We start from the raw sequence: 19,354 nt of genomic DNA, 5'->3' as shown, positions 1-19,354 counted from the left end.
TGCGTTCATGTTGTTGAACAAGCACGAGACGCGCTATGTAACTCTTCTGCCTAATTGCCCGCTGGAGAGTTCGATGGCCTACCTGCCCGCTGAAAATCGCTACGACGAGATGATCTACAATCGGTGCGGCCGCAGCGGACTGTTGCTGCCGGCGATCTCGCTCGGGCTCTGGCACAATTTCGGCGAGGACAAGTCGGCCGCGACCGCGCGGGAGATCTGCCGGACAGCCTTCGATCTCGGCATCACGCATTTCGATCTCGCCAACAATTACGGCCCTCCTCCCGGTTCGGCAGAAACATTGTTCGGCGAGATTCTGCGCAACGATTTCCATGGCCTGCGCGACGAGCTGGTGATCTCCACGAAGGCGGGCTACCGCATGTGGCCCGGCCCGTACGGCGAGTGGGGCAGCCGCAAGTATCTCCTCTCCAGCCTCGACCAGAGCCTCAAGCGGATGGGGCTCGACTATGTCGACATCTTCTATTCCCACCGCTTCGATCCGGACACGCCTCTGGAAGAAACCATGCTGGCGCTGGACTCGGCCGTGCGGCAGGGCAAGGCGCTCTATGTCGGCCTCTCGTCCTACAACAGCCAGCGCACCCGCGAGGCTCTCGCCATCCTGCGCGAGCTCGGGACTCCCTGCATCATCCACCAGCCGAGCTATTCCATGCTCAACCGCTGGATCGAGGAGGACGGGCTGCTCGACACCCTCGAGGATCTGGGCCTCGGCTCCATCGTGTTCTCGCCGCTGGCGCAGGGCATGCTGACGACGAAGTACCTCGACGGCATTCCCGACGAGAGCCGCGCGGCCCAGGGCAAGTCTCTGCGCACGAGCTTCCTCAACGAGGACAACATCGCCCGCATCCGCGGCCTCAACGGCATCGCCGAACGGCGCGGCCAGACCCTGGCGCAGATGGCGCTGGCATGGGTTCTGCGCGGCGGACGCGTCACCTCGGCGCTCATCGGCGCGAGCCGCCCCGAGCAGGTCGTCGATTGTGTCGGCGCGCTCAAGAACCTGTCGTTCACGGCGGACGAGCTCGCCGAAATCGACCGACATGCCGGCGAGGGCAACCTGAACATCTGGGCGGCCTCGGCGGAGCGCAAAGGACCGTCGCGCTGAATCGCGAGGAGGCTCAGCAATTAGGCGAATACCCCTTAGGAGGGACTTGAGATGCCGGTTAACAAATGGTTAATGCCAAGGTTCATTGGCCATTTGTCCCAAGGTCGCTTCCATGGTTCCCGTCACCGCCATCGACAATCGTCGGCAAGCCAGGCGTTTTCGCACCCATCACCCGGCAAAAATCATGCTGGGTCCTGAGGCGATGATCTCCTGCCTGGTGAAGGATATCTCCACCGGCGGGGCCAGGATCGCGGTCAAGCGGCACATGGACCTGCCGGAAACCTTCGAGTTGTACATCGCGGCCCATGACCTGCAGGTTCGCCGCGCACGGGTGTGCTGGCGCCATGGCGATTTCGCGGGCGTCGCGTTCAGCGCCGAAGAATCCGATATGACCCCGGCCGTGAATGCAGCCGAGTCACTGCGATTCGAGGATTGCCTCGATCAGGCCGCCATGCCGGCCCATCTTGCATCGGCTCCGGCGCGCAAAGAGCTCAAGCTCTACCGCACTTCCGTCTAACCGATCGTCAGCACATCGTCCCGGCAGGCGAATTGATCGCGCATTGCTGCCGAGCCCGTGGTTCATGGCAATCACTGTCCGTCAGCCGACATTCAGTGATTGCGACGCCGTTCAAGTCACCGGCGTGATGTCGATCTTGAACCACTTCTCGGACAACTTCTTGATGGTTCCATCCGCCTTGGCGGCTGCAATCGCATCGTTGAACATGGCCTTCAGATCGGTGTCTTCCTGGCGAAGGCCGGCACCGACGCCAGGTCCCAGAAGACCACCGGTGATCGACGGTCCGACCAGGGCATAGTCCTTGAACTCGGGCTTGCGCAGGGTTCCGCTCAAAGCCGTTGCATCCGCCAGAACCGCATCGATGCGCCCCGCCGCAAGATCGAGATCATGCTGTTCTGTGGTCTTGTACTCGCGGATCTCGGCGACGTCCTTCAGATACTTGTCGGCAAAGTTCGAGTGGATGGTCGAGGTCTGGACGCCAATGGTCTTGCCTTTCAGGAGCGGCTTCAGATCGGCGATGGCTTTTTCGGCAGCCGCCTGCTGGGTCGACAGATTGAAGGATTGACCGGTCCCCGGCATCTTGGCGAGCGGCGAGTCCTTGGAAACGAGGAAGCCGTTGGGTCCGGCGGCGTAGGGGTTCGAGAAGTCGATGGTCTTCTTGCGCTCGTCGGTGATGCTCATGCCGGCCATGATGGCATCGTACTTCTTGGCGGTGAGCGCCGGAATGATGCCGTCCCAATCCTGGGCCACGATCTCGCACTTCACTTTCATTCGGTTGCAGAGTTCGTTGGCGAGGTCGATCTCGAAGCCTTCGAGCTTGCCGCCGGGGCCCGTGAAGTTCCACGGCTCGTAGGCGCCCTCGGTGGCGATCTTGACGGTTTCCCATTTCTTGCCCTGTGCGAAGGCGCCACCAACCGCCAGCGCGGCGCCGAGGAGAGATACACCAACGATTTTTGAGACCTTCATCGCCATTCTCCTGTTTCAAAGGGCTGGCCTAAGGTTAAATCGCGCTGCTCGTAATCGTTCGAAGCACGTCACACCGTTGTGATGACTTAGGGCGAACAAAGGCGCCGGCAGCACGGGATAAAACCTATCTCAGCACTAGCAACTTTAGCGCATTTTCACGCATATGCGTAGAACGTCCGCCCTCCACGGCAGTGTTCCCTATCGCCGCCCGAACAGCCGCTCGATATCCGTCAGCTTGAGCTCCACGTACGTCGGCCGTCCGTGATTGCACTGGCCGGAGAGCGGCGTCGCTTCCATCTCGCGCAACAGGGCGTTCATCTCCTCGGGCCGCATGCGCCGCCCCGCCCGGATGGAGCCGTGGCAGGACATGCGCGAGAGCACGGCGTCCAGACGTTCCTCCAGCGGGCTCGCAGCCCCCTGCCCCCATTCGGCCAACGCATCGGCCACGTCCTGCACCAACGCCTTGATACGCCCGCCCGCGAGCGCGGAGGGCACCTCGCGCACGAGCAGTGCGCCGTGACCGAAAGGCTCGACCACGAGACCGAGGCTCTCGAGGGACGAGGCCTCCGCCAGCACGCGGTCGGCATCGACGGGATCGAGATCCACCACGTCGGGGATCAGCAGCAATTGCCGCGCAATGCCCGACGAAGCGCGCTCACGCTTCAGGCGCTCGTAGACGAGGCGTTCATGCGCCGCGTGCTGATCGACGATGACGATGCCGTCCTGCGTCTGTGCGACGATGTAGGTGCCGTGCAATTGCGCGCGGGCGGCGCCGAGAGGCGCCTCTTCCGTTTCCGACTCGACCTCGTGAAGCGTTGCCCGGCTGTCGGCGGAGGGGCTTGCAAGATCGGGAAGGCTCGCCTGTCGTTCGGCAAGTCCGGACGCCGGAGCGTACGATCTCTCCGATCCATCGAGCGGAGCCTGCCAATTGGCAAAGGCGCTGGTCGGACGGATCATCCCATGCGTGCGATGAGGATAGGCCCGAGGCGACGGCAGCGCCCCATGAGGACGCAGGCTTTCCAGCGTACGCGTGCCGCCGGTCGACGAGGCACGGAAGGCATAGCGGGTGATGGCCTCCTTCAGCGCCCCCACCACGAAGCCGCGCACGAAAGCAGGATCGCGGAAGCGCACCTCGGTCTTGGCCGGATGCACGTTGACGTCCACCGCGCGGGGATCGAGATCGATCATGATGGCAAGCACCGGATGCCGGTCGGACGCCATCACATCGGCATAGGCGCCGCGCACGGCGCCGAGCAGCAGCTTGTCGCGCACGGGCCGCCCATTGACCACGAAATGGATCGCGGTGCCGGTGCCGCGATGATAGGTCGGCAGGCTCGCAAAGCCGGTGAGCCGAACGCCCTCGCGCTCGACGCCGATGGACATGGCGTTCTCGTGGAACTCCGCCCCCAGCACGCGCGAGAGACGGCGCAGGAAACCATGCTCGCCGGGCTCCTCCGGCGGGTAGGTGAAGGCGGTGATGTGCTCGCCCGACAGGGTGAAGCGGATCGTCGGATGCGCGATGGCCAAGCGCTTGACGATCTCCGCCACCGCCTGAGCCTCGGAGCGGTCGCTCTTGAGGAATTTCAGACGCGCGGGCGTAGCGGCAAACAGATCCGTCACCTCGACGCGCGTGCCTTTGGGCGCGGGTGCCGGTCGCACCGGACCCTTGACGCCGGCCTCCACCACGATGGACGAGCCGGTCTCGGCCTCGGCCGTCCGGGTGACGATGGCGAGGCGCGCGACCGCGCCGATGGAGGGCAATGCTTCGCCGCGGAAACCCAGCGTGTTGATCGAAAACAGATCGCCGTCCGGCAGCTTGGAGGTGGCGTGGCGCTCGACCGCCAGCTCCACATCCTCCGGGGTCATGCCCCGGCCGTCGTCGATGATGCGGATCAGGCGCCGCCCGCCGGCCTCGACGGCAATCTCGATGGAGGAGGCGCCCGCATCGACGGCGTTCTCCACGAGCTCCTTCACCGCTGCCGCCGGGCGCTCGACGACCTCGCCCGCAGCGATGCGGTCGACGAGGATGGGATCGAGGCGGCGGACATGCATGCGAGGCGTCTAACCTTCAGATTCGTAAGAAGAGAACATAGGGGCTGAAGGCGGCGGAAACCAGAACGCGCGACGTTATTCCCCTGCTGACTTCACGTGTCATCCCGGACGGCGCAGCCGATCCGGGATCGGTACCCAGGATGGACATATCGCTTGCCGTCATCACCGGCCTCGTGCCGGTGATCCCGATTGCATGAAGCGGCGCGCCTCTCCTTATCGAGATGGCCGGCACAGGGCCGGCCATGACATGGAGGCATGATGTGGAGGCATGACGTGGAATGATGATCCCTCACCCCTGCGTCAGATACTCCTTCGCCAGGATCTTGGCTTCTTCCACGGCCGGCTGATCGAACGGGTCGACGCCCGTGGCGTAGCCGGCCAGGATCGTCTCCAGCATGAAATGCATGAGAAGCTCGCCCAGAGCACGCTCGTTCAGGGTCTCGATATGAATCTGACGGGTCGGGCGGCTGTTCTTGGCGAAGGTGTCCGCCATGGCACGGCCTTGGGCAGCCACAAGGTCGCCGATGGTCCTGCCTGCGAAGCCCGTTTGGCCCGCGCGCTTGGCCAGCGCCTCATTCATGACGGGGCCCTTGCCGGCAACGCCGGTGGTCAACACCGTGAAGAGCTTGTCGTTGGGGCCGGCAAGATAGAGCTGCTGCTGACTGTGCTGGTCCACCGGCCCGATGGCGGCGACGGGCTGCGTGCCCTTGCCGTCCTTGCCCACGCTCTCGGCCCAGAGCTGGACCCACCAGCGGGTGAAGCGCTCGAGACGATCCGCATAGGCCATGGTGACCGCAATGCCCTTGCCGGCCTTCGCCGCCGCGACGTTGAGCGCAGCGCCCAGAGCGGCCGGCGCGTCCTTGGCCGCCGCACCCTTTCGGAAGGGTTCATAGGCATCCGCCGCGCCCTGCCGGATGGCTTCGATGTCGAGACCGAGCACGGCGGCCGGCAAAAGGCCCACATTGGTCAGCACCGAATAGCGCCCGCCGATACCCGTGTGGTGGTCCAGGAAGCGCACCCCCTCAGGCTCCAGGAGATCGCGAAGAGCATTCTTGCCGCCATCCTTGCGAGGCTCGGACAGGCCGAGGAACAGATCATTGGGATGGGAGCGCAGGCCTGCCTTCTCCAGGGCCGTGAGCACGGCAATGGTCTGCATCAGCGTCTCGCCCGTACCGCCGGATTTCGAGATCGCCACGAACTTGGTCGAGGAGAGCGGCAGCTTGTGCAGGACGCGGTCGAAGGTGATGGGATCGAGATTGTCGAGGAAGTGGATGCGCGGACTCTCGGTGAACCGCCCGGTGCCCGGCACCGCATAATCCTTCAGCTGAGCCAGGGTCTGCCCGCCGAGGCTCGATCCGCCAACGCCGAGAATGACCACATCCGTCGCATCATCGCGCAGAAAGGCCGCCGCCTCGCGAATGCTTGCCAGATCGTCCGTGGTGCGAGGCATGTGGAGCAGCGGCAGCCGGCCCGAAGCATCGTCCTCGGCCAGCCGCTTCATGGCATCTCCGACAAGCCCCAGCGCGTCGTCGAGCGCCGCCTGCGTCAGACCGCCTCCCCCGATATTGGCGTCAAGGGCAAGATCGATCGATTGCTGCAGGGCCATGAGCGTACTCCGACTCGTTCAAAGTGGGAGCGAAAGATTAGGGCAGAGCGGGGCCCGAGGCTAGGGTCGAGGATTTCGGCCTCACCGATCGCACCTGTGCCCGATGGTTATTCCGTGCGATGGCCGGAAATCTCCGACCATCATGGCAGCCTCACACCCCTGTCGGCCGTCCAGCAATCACCGTGAGCATCTTTCCGTCGCCGAAGATGCGTTCGGCGGCCTTGCGGATGTCGGCCTGCGTCACCGCACCGACTAGGCCGTTGCGGCGGCCGATATAGTCGATGCCGAGGCCCTCGAAGGCGATCTGCGCCAGGGTATGGGCGATCTTGGTCGACGTGTCGAAGCCGAGTGCATAGGAACCGATGAGATAATCCTTGGCCTTCTGCAACTCGTCGTCGGACGGGCCTTCGCTCGTCAGCTTCGCCATCTCGTCGGCGATGACGTCGAGCGCTTCGACCACGCGCTCGTTCTTGGTGGCGGTGTAGCCCCAGGTCATGCTCGCCGAGCGGTAGCTCACGAGGGACGTGCCGACGCTGTAGGCGAGGCCGCGCTTCTCGCGCACCTCCTGGAACAGGCGCGAGGTGAAGGCGCCTCCGCCGAGGATGTGGTTGAGCACATAGGCCGGGATGAAGCCCGGATCACGCCAGGCAATGCCGTTCATGCCGAAGCGGATGACCGATTGCGGCACGTCAAGATCGACCACGATGCGCGACCCCAGCATCTGCAGTGACGCGGGCTCGATGATGCTGAGCGCCTCGGCCTCGGGCAAGGAGCCGAACACCTTGTCGAGCAGAACCGAGAGATTGTCGCTGCCGATGGCCCCAACGACGGCGACCTTCACGCGACCGCGGGCGATGATCGCCTTATGCATGTCGATGAGATCATCCCGCGTGATTGCCGCAACGCTCTCGGGCGTGCCGGAGGTCGGGCGACCATAGGGGTGGCCGGCAAAGCCTTCCTCGAAGAACCGGCGCGTCGCCATGACGCCCGGATCGTTCTGCTGGTACTTCAGGCCCGCGATGGTCTGGGCCCGGACGCGCTCGATGGAATCCTGATCGAAGCGCGGCTCGGCGAGCGCGAGGCGCAGCAGCTCGAAGGCTTCGTCCGCATGTTTGACCAGCGTCTTCAGGGAACCCCCGAGCGCATCGTTGCCGGCATTGAAGGACAGCTCGATGGCGTTCGCCGCCAGACGCTCCTGGAACGCATCGGAATCGTATTCACCCGCACCTTCGTCGAGCAGACGCGCGAGCATCTGCGCCACGCCGGGCTTGTCCGCAGGATCATGTGCCGAGCCGCCCTCGAAAATGAAGGAAACGGCAATCAGCGGCACCACGTCGGATTCGACGTGCCAAGCCTCGACGCCGCGGGCTGAGGTCAGGGCCTTCACCGTGGTCGGAGACGAGGACATGGTTTCGACAGAAGCTGTCATGGTTACCTCGGTTCTTGTGCAGGCGGTCAGGAAGCCGACTTCTGCAGATAACCCGTCACGGAACGGCGGGGGGTGAGATAGCGCTCGGCGACGGAGGCCAGATCGTCCTTCAGAACGGTCTCGATCTCGACCGGCCAGCGACGCACCTCCTCGATGGTCTCGCCGATGGCGAGCGCCGAGCCGTAGATGCGGGCGAGCGAGGATTGGCTGTCGGTGGAATAGATCGTCTCGGCAACGAGGCGCGTCTTGGCGCGCTCGATGGAATCCGCATCCAGCGCCTCGGCGGGAATCGTCTTGAGCACCTGATCGACGGCCTCTTCCAGCGCCTGCAGCGATACGCCTTCGGCCGGTACCGCATAGACGCAGAAACGCGTGTCCTCCATGGCGGAGGACATGTACCAGGCGCCGGCGTTCACGGCGATGCCGCGCTCCATCACGAGCTTGCGGTAGAGATAAGATGTCGGGCCGCCGCCGATCACTTCGGCGAGAAGCTCGAGCGCATAGCAATCGCGCTGCGATGCCGTGCGGCAGGACGGCACGAGATAGAGCCGCTGCATGGTCGGCTGCTCGACCTTGGGATCGGCTACGGTGACGTGACGCGCAGCCACGGGCTCCGGCTCGCGCGGACGCAGCCGCACCGGACGCTTGCCCTGCGGCGCGATGCGGCCATAGGTGGCATCGGCCAAGCGGCGTACCTCGTCCTCGCTCACGTCGCCTGCAACGACCAGGATGCCGTTCTCGGGCGTGTAGAAACGACGATAGTAATCGAGCGCGTTGTCGCGATTGAGCGTCTCGATCTCGTGCATCCAGCCGATGATCGGAATGCCGTAAGGGTGATGCACGAAGAGCGAAGCCGCCATGGCTTCCGAGAGCTGAGCGGAAGGGTCGGTCTCGACGCGCATGCGGCGCTCTTCCAGCACCACGTCGCGCTCGGGGGCAATGACGGATTCTTCGAGAAGGAGGTTCGTCATGCGATCCGCCTCGAACTCCATCATGGTCTTGAGGTTCTCGCGGGCGACGCGCTGGAAGTAGGCCGTGTAGTCGAACGAGGTGAACGCATTCTCCTGACCGCCGAGGCCGGAGACCACCTTCGAGAACTCGCCGGCCGGATGCTTCTCGGTTCCCTTGAACATCAGGTGCTCGAGGAAGTGCGCGATGCCCGATTGTCCGAGCGGATCGTCCGCCGAACCGTTGCGGTACCAGACCATGTGCGTGACGACGGGAACGCGGCGATCCGGAATGACGACGACATCGAGGCCGTTATCGAGCGTGAAGGAGGACAGGTTCGGACCACTGCCTTCCGTCCGCCCGAAGGAGGCGGCGTCAGCGCGAAGAAGGGGCTTTGAGGCAGTGTCCATGACGTTTCAACCTTAGCGACATCAAATCGTTTCGCAGGATGGTTCCTACGGGATAGTCAAATTAGGGGGCTATGCAAGCGAAGCCGCTGATCTTTCCTGTGCGGCACTCTTTGTCTGGAGTCGCTGGGACAGACTTGGCTTTTCATAGTCCCCATAACGTTTTCAGGCGAAGCGGGTGAACCCGTTCGCCTGAAGAAAGAAGGGAGAGACAATGCTTACTGCCTGCTCTGCTGCTGGCGGAGATAGGCCGACGGGCTGTCGGGATCGCCCGACGGGATCGGATCGGCGGAAGCCTTGAGCCGGCCGCCGCCCTGGGCCTTGAGCAGTGTGCCCGGAGGATCGCTCAGGTAGCGGCGGTCGAGGCCATTGCCTTGCAGCTCCGGCTTATCATCCTTCGCGAAGGCGCGCAGCTCGTCGGGGCTCATGCGGCCAATATCGGTCTGGCGGCCGACGGGGCCCTGCGGGCCGTTCGAATAATTGTTCGGGTTACGTCCGGCACGCATCTCCTCGATGGAGAGGGGCTTGCCTTCGGAGTGTTTGTAGAGCTCGGAGCTGGTATAGGGCGTGCGGGCCTCGGCGGCGGCCTTACGGCGAGCGGCCACGTCCGGATCCTTGGGCCAACTGCCGTTGCGCGCCTCGGCACCGCCGCCTGCGGCCGGAGCCGGCAGGTCCATCTTGGGCGGCAGCACGAGCGGAGCACGCTCGTTGTAGGTGATGGGTGCCTTTTCCTTGGGAAGGATGCCGATGCTGCCGAGAAGGCTCTTCACGGCCTCGCCTTCCTGGGCCGAAGCGCCGGTGGCGACGATCAGAAGCGCCAAGGCCCCCGCCCGGCCGATGATTTTCATTCCCTTCATGGCACCCACCATTAGTTTCTCATTGTGGCCGGAAGGCCTGATCGCTCATTCTGGCGAACATATGGCAGACGGCGCGATAAAATATCGTTATTTTGCCCGCCGCCCCTCCAGGACGAAGGAGTCATAAAGCAAACCGACCACCCCCGCAACGATGGCGGCGTCCGCCACATTGAACACGTACCAGGACCACGAGCCGATGTGGATCTGGATGAAATCGAACACGGCCCCGTAGGCGAGCCGGTCGATGACATTGCCGATCGCTCCGCCCACGATCAGCCCGAGAGAGACGGCGAGCAGCTTGGCCGTGGTCCGGCGGATCCAGAAGGACAGGCCGATGGCGGCCAGGATGGAAATAACGATCAGCCCCCAGCGGCCGATCTCCGAGTTCTGCTGGAACAGTCCGTAAGAAATGCCCCGGTTCCAGACCACGATCAGGTTGATGAAGGGAGCGAACTCGACCGGCTCCTTCACCGGCAAGTCGTAGACGAACAGGCTGTAGAGCTTGGTGACCTGATCGAGAATGAGGGTGATCAGGGCAGCCGAGAAGCCGAGGATCGCAGCGACGGACAGGCCTCGTTGAGCCGTACGGCCCCTGCCCGATCCCTTCGAGGCGCGCGGCCGGTTCGCCACGCGCGGACGCGGCGAGCCGGGTCGAGACGTCATCCCCGCATCGGTGAGCGGCGAGCCGGTATCCTCGGACTTGCTCATTCCGCCGCCGCCTTCAGCTGATCCCACTCGCGCAAGGCCGCCGCATCGCGGGGCGTCACGTCCGGGTAATCGGGATCGGTGCCGACATCGGGCGTGACCTTCCACGAGCGGGCGCATTTGCGGCCCTGAGCGAGTGCCGGCACGACGGCGATGCCCTTCACGTCCTCAAGACGGAAGGCCTCGGCCGGGCCATCACCCTTCGCCACCTGGATGCCGGACGTGATGCAGATCTCTGCAAGGTCGAGACCCTGCACGGCCTTGAACAGGCTCTCATCGGCGATATGGACGACAGGCGCCGCCTCGAGGCTCGCGCCGATGCGCTTCTGCGCACGCTCGATCTCCAGCGCGCCGGTGACCACGCGGCGCACGCGGCGGATCTTCGCCCAGCGCTCGGCAAGCGCCTCGTCGCGCCATTCCGCCGGGACCTGCGGGAAGGTTTCGAGATGCACCGACTCGGCCTGAGGATAGCGCGCGAGCCAGGCTTCCTCCGCCGTGAACGCGAGGATCGGCGCGATCCAAGTCGCCACGCACCGGAAGACCTGATCGATCACGGTGAGCGCGCTCTTGCGAACGGGGCTCGAGATCGGATCGCAATAGAGCGCGTCCTTGCGGATGTCGAAATAGAACGCCGACAGATCCGTCGTCATGAACGAGTTGAGAAGCGCGATCACCCGCTTGTAGTCGAAGGTGGAGTAGGCCTCGCGCATCTCGCCATCGAGCTCGGCGAGGCGATGCAGCACGAAGCGCTCCAGCTCCGGCATCTCGTTCACGGCAACCTTGTCGGTCTCGCGGAAATGCGCCAGCGAACCCAGCATCCAACGCACCGTGTTGCGCAGCTTGCGATAGGTCTCGACGAAGGTCTTCAGGATCTCCGGGCCGATGCGCAGGTCGTCCGAATAGTCAGACGCCGCCACCCAAAGGCGCAGGATGTCAGCGCCGGAATCCTGGATCACCTTCTGTGGCGCGACCACGTTGCCGAGCGACTTCGACATCTTCTGGCCCTTCTCGTCGAGGACGAAGCCGTGGGTCAGAACGATGTCGTAGGGCGCGCGGCCGCGCGTGCCGCAGCTCTCGAGCAGCGAGGAGTGGAACCAGCCGCGATGCTGGTCGGAGCCTTCGAGATACATAACCTGATCGGGCCCGCCATCCACCTTGCGCGTGACCTTCAGGTCGTCGCGCTTTTCGAGGGCGAAGGCGTGGGTGCAGCCGGAATCGAACCACACGTCGAGGATGTCGTTGATCTTGTCGAAATCGTCGAGGTCGTGGCCGCCCGCCTTCAGGAAGCGCGAACCGTCATCCGCGTACCATGCATCCGCGCCCTCCATCTCGAAGGCCTCCGCGATGGCGTTGTTGACACGGTCGTCCTTGAGGATCTCGTTGGAGCCCTTCTTCACGAAGACCGCGATCGGCACGCCCCAGGCGCGCTGACGCGAGACCACCCAGTCGGGCCGGTTCTCGATCATGCCGTTGATGCGGTTCTCGCCCGTCTCCGGCACCCACTCGACGGTCTTGATGCCATGGAGCGCGCGCTGACGCAGGGTGTCGCCCTTGTCGTCGAGCGGCTTGTCCATGGAGATGAACCATTGCGGCGTGTTGCGGAAGATCAGCGGGCCCTTCGAGCGCCACGAATGCGGATACTGGTGCTTGAGACGCCCGCGCGCGATGAGCGCGCCGACCTCGACGAGCTTCCTGATCACCGCCTCGTTGGCGCCCGCGTCCTTGCCCTTGTCGTCATAGATGCGCTCGCCCGCGAAGAACGGCACGTCGGGGAAGTAGGACGAATCCGGCGAGACCGTGTGCGGCACCTCTTTCGTACCGCAGGCGGCGAACACGTCGCGGTGCTTCACGTACGTGTTGTAGTCGTCCGCGCCGTGACCGGGAGCCGTGTGCACGAAGCCCGTGCCTGCATCGTCGGTCACGTAATCGGCCGGCAGCACCGGAACGCCGAAGTCCCAGTAGCCGTTCGCGCCGTCGAGCCCGCGGAACGGATGCGCGCAGCGCTCGATCATCACCGGCAGCACGTCCTTCACGCGCCTGTATTCGGCAACGCGGGCGGATGCGAACACGTCGGCGGCAAGTTTGTCGGCAATGACGAGACGGTCGCCCACCTTCGCCCAATTGTCTTCCGCCGCTTCCGTGACCTCGTAGAGGCCGTAGGCAATGTTTTCGCCATAGGCGATGGCGCGGTTGGCCGGGATGGTCCAGGGAGTCGTCGTCCAGATGACCACGGACGCGCCGTCGAGATCGCCGTCGAGCGTGTTGGTGATCTTGAACTTCACCCAGATCGTGGTGGAGGTCTTCTCGTGATACTCGACCTCGGCCTCGGCGAGCGCGGTCTTTTCGACGGAGGACCACATGACGGGTTTGGAGCCGCGATAGAGCTGGTCGCTCACCGCGAACTTCATGATCTCGCGGGCGATCTGCGCTTCCGCGTCATACGACATGGTCTGGTAGGGGTTCGTCCAGTCGCCCTCGACGCCGAGGCGCTTGAACTCCTCGCGCTGCACGTCGATCCATTTCTCGGCGAAGGCCCGGCATTCGCGGCGGAACTCGACGATGTCCACATCGTCCTTGTTCTTGCCCTTGGCGCGATACTCCTCCTCGATCTTCCACTCGATCGGCAGGCCGTGGCAGTCCCAGCCCGGCACGTAATTGGAATCGAAGCCCAGCATGCCCTGCGAGCGGACCACCATGTCCTTCAGGATCTTGTTGAGCGCATGGCCGATATGGATGTTCCCGTTGGCATAGGGCGGGCCGTCGTGCAGCACGAAGCGCGGACGGCCCTTCTGGACCTCGCGCAGGCGCTCGTAGAGATTGTTCTCGTTCCAGCGCTGCAGGAGCTGCGGCTCGCGCTGCGGCAGTCCGGCCCGCATGGGGAACTCGGTCTGAGGCAGGAACAGGGTCTCGGAATAGTCTCGGGCGGCGCTTTCAGGCTTATCGGTCATGACGGTCAATCGGTCTCGTGAGGCCCGTAAATCAGGCGGGCTCATCAGGCTTCTGTCAGGGGCGAGCGGCTAGGATCCCGGACCTTCGCAGGTCATGCGAAAGCCGGGCCGATAATTCGCGCAGCGCCTATGCGGGCCGCCAGCTGAGCCTGAGAAAGCATGGACATGACGAGCCTTTTAGCAGCGCCGGGCCGGATAATAAAGCGTGGTGATTGCCTGGACGGCTCCCTATTTAAGGGCAGAAACCAGCTCTATACTCTCCCGAGCAACAGGACGGGCAGGAAGGATCGAACCATGGCAGACTCAACCACCACGGCCGGACAGCGCTCCCGCGCAGGCTTCGACCTGACACCCCCGAATCCTGAGGAACTCCGCAGGCTCACCGACAATCTCGACGACGAGGAGCGCCGGGTTCTTCTGGAGCACGGCACGGAGCGCCCGTTCTGCGGCATCTTCAACGAGGCCAAGGAGAAGGGCACCTATTGCTGCCGCCTCTGCGGGCTGCCCCTGTTCAACGCCGGCACCAAGTTCGAATCCGGCACCGGCTGGCCGAGCTTCTTCGACCCGATCGACCGCGATCATGTCGCCTTCGTGCGCGACACCAGCTACGGCATGGTCCGCATCGAGATCCGCTGTGCCCGCTGCGAGGGTCACCTCGGCCACGTGTTCAACGACGGCCCGCCTCCCACGGGCGAGCGCTACTGCATGAACTCGGTCTCCCTGCGCTTCGTGGCCGAAGGCGATCCGCTGCCTGACGAGCTGGGCCGAGGAGCGCCGGAGGGCGAAGTGGTGGGCTAAGGCCACCCATGGACGCCACTGGTCCCCAGACGGGCAGCAGGGCGGAAGCGGACTTCTACGCCCGCCTGCCCGTCTTCGATCATTTCTCCCAATTGACCGATCCCGGGCTCTACATGCCGGTACCGGATGATTGGGTGCTCGGCCTCAGCGACATCGTGCGCTCGACCTCCGCCATCGGGGCCGGGCGCTACAAGGAGGTCAACACGGCCGCCGCCTCCGTCATCGCGGCGGTCTCCAACAGGCTCGGCACGAGCGAGTTTCCCTTCGTGTTCGGCGGGGACGGGGCGAGCTTCGCCCTGCCCGCCTCGCAATCCGATCTGGCGCGGGAAGTGCTTTCGGCCGTGGCGGCCTGGGTGCGCGATTCGTTCGATTTCGAACTGCGCATCGCGGTCGTTCCGGTGTCGGAAATCCGAGCCAAAGGCCATGACGTGCGTATCGCCCGTTTCGCGGCTTCTCCCGACGTCTCCTATGCCATGTTTTCCGGAGGCGGCCTCGCCTATGCCGAACAGCGGATGAAGGAGGGCGTCTTCACCATTCCTCCCGCACAACCCGGCACCCTGCCCGACCTTACCGGTCTCACCTGCCGCTTCGACGAGATCACCCCCGAGCGCGGCGTCATTCTCTCCCTGATCCTTCTTCCCGATCCCAAGGCGAGCACGGACGCCTTCAACGCTCTCGTCGGGCAGGTTCTCTCGCTGGTCGACGGCCAGGAGGCCGGCCGCCCCCTCCCTGAGGGCGGGCCCGCCCTGACCACGCCCTTCAAGGGCTTCGGCATGGAGGCGAAAACCGTCAAGAAGGGTGGAGCGGGCCTCGGCGCGTTGGCGAAGCTGGCCGGACGTCGCCTGATCTCCTTCCTGGTCTTCCGGTTCGGACTGAAGGTCGGCGGGTTCGATCCCGCCCGCTATCGGCGCCAGCTCGTCGAGAACACCGACTTCCGCAAATTCGACGATGGCCTGCGCATGACGCTCGACTGCACCCCTGCCCTCGCCGACCGATTGGAGGCCCTGCTCATGGAGGCGCAGCACAAGGGGACGGCCCAGTACGGCCTGCATCGGCAGGACGCCGCCCTCATGACCTGCTTCGTGCCCTCGGCCACCCGCAGCGATCACATCCATTTCGTCGACGGCGCCATGGGTGGCTATGCCATGGCCGCACGGACGCTGAAGCCGGCCGGATAGACTTACATGTCACTCCCGGAGCTGCGAAGCAGACTCCGAGCTCGGGCGCGGAAGGGCATATCCATTTGCGTCGTCACCGGCCTTGTGCCGGTGATCCCGTTGTGAAAAGCGCTGCATTCCACTTTATCGAGATGGCCGGCACAAGGCCGGCCATAACGTGGAAGCTTCGGGGCAGATCCCGCGTACCGCGGCGCAGCCCCGGGCTGACCGCAGCTAAGCGATCATCGACACCGTGCCGTCCGCGGCGAGCACCCGCTTCGCCTCGACGGAATCCCGGTCCATCTGCGCAATCAGTGCCTCGATGCCGTCGAAACGTTCCTCGCCGCGGATCCAGCCGATGAACTCCACGTCAAGAACCTGCCCGTAGAGATCGCCGGCGAAATCGAAGAGATGCACCTCGAGCAGCGGCGCGCCGTTGTCGAAGGTGGGGCGGCGGCCGAAGCTGGCGACGCCGTCAACGGGCTTGCCTGCCACCGAAGCCCTGACCGCGTAGATGCCATGCCGGAGGCGGCAATCGTCAGGCAGGCGCATATTGGCCGTGGGATAGCCGAGGACCCGACCGCGCTTGTCACCGTGGCGCACCTCGGCCCGGACGAACCAGCGATAGCCGAGAAGCCGGTTGGCGGTGGCGATGTCCCCCGCCTCCAGAGCGGCGCGAATGGCGCTGGAGGAAACGGGCTCCGTTCCTTCGACGATGGCCGGAGCGATCAGGCATTCGAGTCCCCGCTCGCGGCAAAGCTCGGCCATGCGTGCCGGATTGCCCTCGCGTCCGCGGCCGAAATGGAAATCGTGGCCGATCACCACCCCTGAGAGCTGCAGCTCCTGCGCCAGCAGATCCACGAAGCCCGGCGCCGTCAGCGCCGCGAGGCTTCCGCTGAACCTTCTCTGGAAAACGCCGTCGAGGCCGAGACGCGCGAAGATCCTGAGCTTCACGGCCTCGGGCGTCAGCCGGAACAGCGGCCTGTCGGGCTGGAAGAAGGTGCGCGGATGCGGCTCGAAGGTGACGACCGTCGCCGGTTTTCCGGAGGTCAGGACCATGCTCAGGAGATGCTGGTGTCCCCGATGCACGCCGTCGAAATTGCCGATGGCCGCCATGGCTCCCTTGAGGCTCTCGGGCACGGGCTCGCCATCGCGGCAGATCGCGAACGGGGTGGGCATCGGGAGAGAAACCTCGGAACTCATCTGTGCAGGTATCGGTGCGGGCGCGACCCTGTCGAAAACCGGCTCTCGGGTCAAGGGAGGCTGCGTTAGCGATCCAATCCGACGTTATTCTCGGACGACGATAACACCCTCGGACGTCATGGCCGGACCTGTCCCGGCCATCCCGTTTCTTTGAAGCGCGGCGCCTCTCACATCGGGATCACCGGCACTAGGCCCCTGATGACGTGAGGGGCCTCGGGCAGGCTCTACCAGGACAGCACTTCCGTAAAAGCTGTGGGCCGGACCGGCTGCCGGTCCACCCAATCCTGCACGTGATCCGAGACCAAGCCCCCGTTGTGAAGGCCCAGTTCCTCCGCGTGAATGCCGCGGGCGACCATCAGCGAGTCGATGCCGAAACCCACGGCGCCCGCGATGTCGGTGCGGATCGCATCGCCGACGGCGAGCACCCTCTCCTTCGGAATGGCCCGGCCGCTCAACTCGGCCGCCACGTTAAGAGCCCGATCATAGACAGGACCGTGGGGCTTTCCGGCATAGAAGACCTTGCCGCCCATTTCCTCGTAAGCCAGGGCAATCGTTCCCGCGCAGGGCAGAATCATGTTCCCGCGCTCGACGATGAGATCGGGATTGGCGCAGACCATGAGCAGGTCGCGCCGGCGCATGGCTTCGAGCGGGGCCCGGTAATCCTCGACCGTCTCCTCCTCGTCGTTGTCGAAACCGGAGCAGACCACGTAGTCGGCCTCGTCGATGGAGCCGAAACGGACATCGAGCCCGTTGTAGATCGGCATGTCGCGTGGCGGGCCGACATGGTGAACGATCCTGTCGATGCGCTCCTCGATGGCGAGCCGCGTCAGATCGCCGGAGGTGACGATGGCGTCATAGGCCGCGCGGAGCACGCCGAAGCCGTCGAGCTGCGTCCCGACCGACGCACCGGGACGCGGCGCGTTGGAGACGAGGACGACCCGTCCGCCCTTGGCGCGAAAGCGCGTGAGCGCATCGCTGGCCGCCCCATAGGCCTTCACACCGTTATGCAGCACGCCCCAGACATCGCACAGGACGAGATCGTAGCGGTCGGCGAGATGTTGCAGGCCTTTGACGTGAACAGGGCGGGTCAAGGCGGTCATGGGGTCTCACTAGCGCATCGGGCGGAAAAGTGGGCCCGGTTTTCCGCGCCAAACGGTGCGTGAGTCAAGATGACGAGCGTCGGATTGATCCTAAAAGTGGGTTCCACGTTCAGGTCCGGCGCTCTTGTGACGAACCCGGGCGGGTAGGCCCTTGCGTCGTTCCGGTCAGCCAGCGCGGCGCAGAAGGGTCGGCGCATCCTCCAGGCCGAAGGGCTGCGGAGCCGTCTGCTCACCGGCAATCTCCGGCTTGACCGGGCGAGGTCCCGCGAAGACGAAGCCCTGCGCCAGCGGCACGCCGAGATCGCAGAGCATGGGCACCGTGTCCTCCTCTTCTACCCGCTCGGCGATGAGCCGGATGCCCTGGCGGCGCAGGGCCGAGGCGAAATCGCGCACGTCGAGCTCCGGCCCGGCATAGCGGCCATCCGCCTGCTCGGCCGCCTCGATCATGAGATCGGCCGGCAACTTCATGAACCGGATGCCGAGATCCGCCAGCGCCTTGGGGTCGAACCGAAGATCGGTGGCGCGATCGAGGGAGAATGGCACGCCACGCTCGCGCAACATTGCGAGCGCCGCTCTGTGATCCGCGTCGAGATGGCGCCAGCTGTGCTGGGGCATTTCCAGGACGATCTTGCCGAGAAGATCGGGGCTGGTGTCGAGCAGGCCGGCAAGCGACCACAGGAAGCCGGGCTCAGCGATGGAATGAGCCGTGAGGTTGACGCCCACGATGGCCTCGCTGCCGCGGGCGACGAGATGGCGGGCGATGGCCATGGAGCGGATCAGGACCCGCCGGTCGAAATCCGACGCGCGGCCGGAAGCCTCGAGAAGAGGTAGGAATTCAGCCGGTCCCAGCAGGGTTCCGTCCGCCAAGCGTAGCCGGGCCAGCGCCTCGTAGAAGCGAATCTTGCCGTGCGGCAGCGAAACCACGGGCTGCAGGTGCAGCTCGATCTGGTCGGCCTCGAAGGCCTGGGTCACCAGCCTCATGCGGCTGACCTCTTCGGCCGAGGGGTTGCGCATGGAGGGCAGCAGGGACGGCTCGGGGAAGCGCGCGGCCTGCACGCGCTCGGGCAGCATCGGGCTCGTCTCCGCGCTGGCTTCCTGCAAGCTGACGGACAGCGCCAGCTCGCGCAGTACAGTCACCGGGCTGTCCGCAAGCACCGGTGGGCGCAGGACCAGCGGAGCGGCCGGAATCCGCTCTTCCTGCTCGAGGCCCGCAAGCTGGATGGCCAATGTCTGCCGCTCCGTTTCTGCTTGCCACCACAGAACGACAAGACCGAAGAAGACGGTCATGATCACGAGGCCGAGAAGCGGCAGGACGAGGCTCGCCTCCATCGGCACATAGGCCGAAGCGGCGACCGTCAGAAAGGCCGGCGTGAAGGCGAGGAGCGCCGTCTTCCTGTCCCCTCGCGCATCGTGCGGAAAAGGGGACCCGGCTTTTCGCGGACGCGGACCTTCGGTTCGCACCGAACGATGCCCTTGGAAAGGAAAGGAGCGTCGGATGAAATCCAAAAGCGGAATCCACTTTTGAGTCCAGTGCTCTCGGCCCG

The 19,354-nt window shown here is 64.8% G+C and carries 15 protein-coding genes; 4 read left to right on the top strand and 11 right to left on the bottom strand.

From position 1 onward, the window contains the following. Window positions 1-73 precede the first annotated feature (73 nt). Both mgrA and ACD578_RS01060 read left to right on the top strand, forming a co-directional pair. Entirely contained in the window at window positions 74-1,117 is a 1,044-nt protein-coding gene (gene mgrA / locus ACD578_RS01065; RefSeq protein ID WP_404290093.1) for an L-glyceraldehyde 3-phosphate reductase, read from the top strand. Between the two features lie 112 nt (window positions 1,118-1,229). Further along, window positions 1,230-1,634, top strand: a complete 405-nt coding sequence (locus ACD578_RS01060; protein ID WP_404290091.1) for a PilZ domain-containing protein — start codon at window positions 1,230-1,232, stop codon at window positions 1,632-1,634. A 111-nt stretch (window positions 1,635-1,745) separates the two neighbouring features. Here the strand turns inward: ACD578_RS01060 and ACD578_RS01055 are convergent, their stop codons facing one another. From ACD578_RS01055 to ileS, 8 genes are all read right to left on the bottom strand, one after another. Continuing rightward, window positions 1,746-2,600: a transporter substrate-binding domain-containing protein gene (locus ACD578_RS01055; RefSeq protein ID WP_404290089.1), complete on the bottom strand. Its 855-nt coding sequence runs from the start codon at window positions 2,598-2,600 to the stop codon at window positions 1,746-1,748. 198 nt (window positions 2,601-2,798) lie between these two features. Then, a complete protein-coding gene (gene mutL, locus ACD578_RS01050) occupies window positions 2,799-4,652 on the bottom strand; it encodes a DNA mismatch repair endonuclease MutL (RefSeq protein WP_404290087.1) in 1,854 nt (617 codons plus the stop codon). A gap of 289 nt (window positions 4,653-4,941) precedes the next feature. Then, complete coding sequence (locus ACD578_RS01045) at window positions 4,942-6,258, bottom strand: glucose-6-phosphate isomerase (protein ID WP_404290085.1); 1,317 nt, start codon at window positions 6,256-6,258, stop codon at window positions 4,942-4,944. A gap of 151 nt (window positions 6,259-6,409) precedes the next feature. Next, window positions 6,410-7,687, bottom strand: a complete 1,278-nt coding sequence (locus tag ACD578_RS01040; RefSeq protein ID WP_404290083.1) for a M16 family metallopeptidase — start codon at window positions 7,685-7,687, stop codon at window positions 6,410-6,412. A 26-nt stretch (window positions 7,688-7,713) separates the two neighbouring features. Further along, window positions 7,714-9,045, bottom strand: a complete 1,332-nt coding sequence (locus ACD578_RS01035; RefSeq protein ID WP_404290081.1) for a M16 family metallopeptidase — start codon at window positions 9,043-9,045, stop codon at window positions 7,714-7,716. Between the two features lie 215 nt (window positions 9,046-9,260). Next, on the bottom strand, window positions 9,261-9,899 hold the full coding sequence (locus ACD578_RS01030) for a hypothetical protein (protein ID WP_152711356.1): 639 nt from the start codon (window positions 9,897-9,899) through the stop codon (window positions 9,261-9,263). 87 nt (window positions 9,900-9,986) lie between these two features. Beyond that, window positions 9,987-10,454, bottom strand: a complete 468-nt coding sequence (lspA, locus tag ACD578_RS01025) for a signal peptidase II (protein ID WP_338105315.1) — start codon at window positions 10,452-10,454, stop codon at window positions 9,987-9,989. A gap of 149 nt (window positions 10,455-10,603) precedes the next feature. Continuing rightward, window positions 10,604-13,552: an isoleucine--tRNA ligase gene (gene ileS / locus ACD578_RS01020; RefSeq protein WP_404290079.1), complete on the bottom strand. Its 2,949-nt coding sequence runs from the start codon at window positions 13,550-13,552 to the stop codon at window positions 10,604-10,606. A 294-nt stretch (window positions 13,553-13,846) separates the two neighbouring features. On the opposite strand from ileS, the gene msrB reads away from it, so the two are divergent. Both msrB and ACD578_RS01010 read left to right on the top strand, forming a co-directional pair. After that, a complete protein-coding gene (gene msrB, locus ACD578_RS01015; protein ID WP_404290077.1) occupies window positions 13,847-14,350 on the top strand; it encodes a peptide-methionine (R)-S-oxide reductase MsrB in 504 nt (167 codons plus the stop codon). Between the two features lie 8 nt (window positions 14,351-14,358). Further along, window positions 14,359-15,528, top strand: coding sequence for a DUF3095 domain-containing protein (locus tag ACD578_RS01010; RefSeq protein ID WP_404290075.1), 1,170 nt, complete (start codon window positions 14,359-14,361; stop codon window positions 15,526-15,528). A gap of 213 nt (window positions 15,529-15,741) precedes the next feature. On the opposite strand, the gene ACD578_RS01005 is transcribed toward ACD578_RS01010, so the two are convergent. The 3 genes from ACD578_RS01005 to ACD578_RS00995 all read right to left on the bottom strand — a co-directional run bounded on the left by ACD578_RS01005 (window position 15,742) and on the right by ACD578_RS00995 (window position 19,271). Next, entirely contained in the window at window positions 15,742-16,686 is a 945-nt protein-coding gene (locus ACD578_RS01005) for a bifunctional riboflavin kinase/FAD synthetase (protein ID WP_404290073.1), read from the bottom strand. Between the two features lie 248 nt (window positions 16,687-16,934). Continuing rightward, window positions 16,935-17,810, bottom strand: a complete 876-nt coding sequence (locus tag ACD578_RS01000) for a TIGR01459 family HAD-type hydrolase (protein ID WP_404290071.1) — start codon at window positions 17,808-17,810, stop codon at window positions 16,935-16,937. A gap of 165 nt (window positions 17,811-17,975) precedes the next feature. Further along, window positions 17,976-19,271, bottom strand: a complete 1,296-nt coding sequence (locus ACD578_RS00995; protein WP_404290069.1) for an EAL domain-containing protein — start codon at window positions 19,269-19,271, stop codon at window positions 17,976-17,978. Between the last annotated feature and the right edge of the window lie 83 nt (window positions 19,272-19,354).

This window comes from Microvirga sp. RSM25 (assembly GCF_044784385.1).
Taxonomy (GTDB): Bacteria; Pseudomonadota; Alphaproteobacteria; order Rhizobiales; family Beijerinckiaceae; genus Microvirga; species Microvirga tunisiensis.
Note: the sequence above shows the minus strand (reverse complement) of the source record. Positions and strands in the feature narration are given on the sequence as shown.

Bases quoted from the DNA above. Each gene is read 5' to 3' on its own strand.
- mgrA (WP_404290093.1), top strand. From the start codon at position 74: ATGGCCTACCTGCCCGCTGAAAATCGCTACGACGAGATGATCTACAAT.
- ACD578_RS01060 (WP_404290091.1), top strand. From the start codon at position 1,230: ATGGTTCCCGTCACCGCCATCGACAATCGTCGGCAAGCCAGGCGTTTT.
- ACD578_RS01055 (WP_404290089.1), bottom strand. From the start codon at position 2,600: ATGAAGGTCTCAAAAATCGTTGGTGTATCTCTCCTCGGCGCCGCGCTG.
- mutL (WP_404290087.1), bottom strand. From the start codon at position 4,652: ATGCATGTCCGCCGCCTCGATCCCATCCTCGTCGACCGCATCGCTGCG.
- ACD578_RS01045 (WP_404290085.1), bottom strand. From the start codon at position 6,258: ATGGCCCTGCAGCAATCGATCGATCTTGCCCTTGACGCCAATATCGGG.
- ACD578_RS01040 (WP_404290083.1), bottom strand. From the start codon at position 7,687: ATGACAGCTTCTGTCGAAACCATGTCCTCGTCTCCGACCACGGTGAAG.
- ACD578_RS01035 (WP_404290081.1), bottom strand. From the start codon at position 9,045: ATGGACACTGCCTCAAAGCCCCTTCTTCGCGCTGACGCCGCCTCCTTC.
- ACD578_RS01030 (WP_152711356.1), bottom strand. From the start codon at position 9,899: ATGAAGGGAATGAAAATCATCGGCCGGGCGGGGGCCTTGGCGCTTCTG.
- ileS (WP_404290079.1), bottom strand. From the start codon at position 13,552: ATGACCGATAAGCCTGAAAGCGCCGCCCGAGACTATTCCGAGACCCTG.
- msrB (WP_404290077.1), top strand. From the start codon at position 13,847: ATGGCAGACTCAACCACCACGGCCGGACAGCGCTCCCGCGCAGGCTTC.
- ACD578_RS01010 (WP_404290075.1), top strand. From the start codon at position 14,359: ATGGACGCCACTGGTCCCCAGACGGGCAGCAGGGCGGAAGCGGACTTC.
- ACD578_RS01005 (WP_404290073.1), bottom strand. From the start codon at position 16,686: ATGCCCACCCCGTTCGCGATCTGCCGCGATGGCGAGCCCGTGCCCGAG.
- ACD578_RS01000 (WP_404290071.1), bottom strand. From the start codon at position 17,810: ATGACCGCCTTGACCCGCCCTGTTCACGTCAAAGGCCTGCAACATCTC.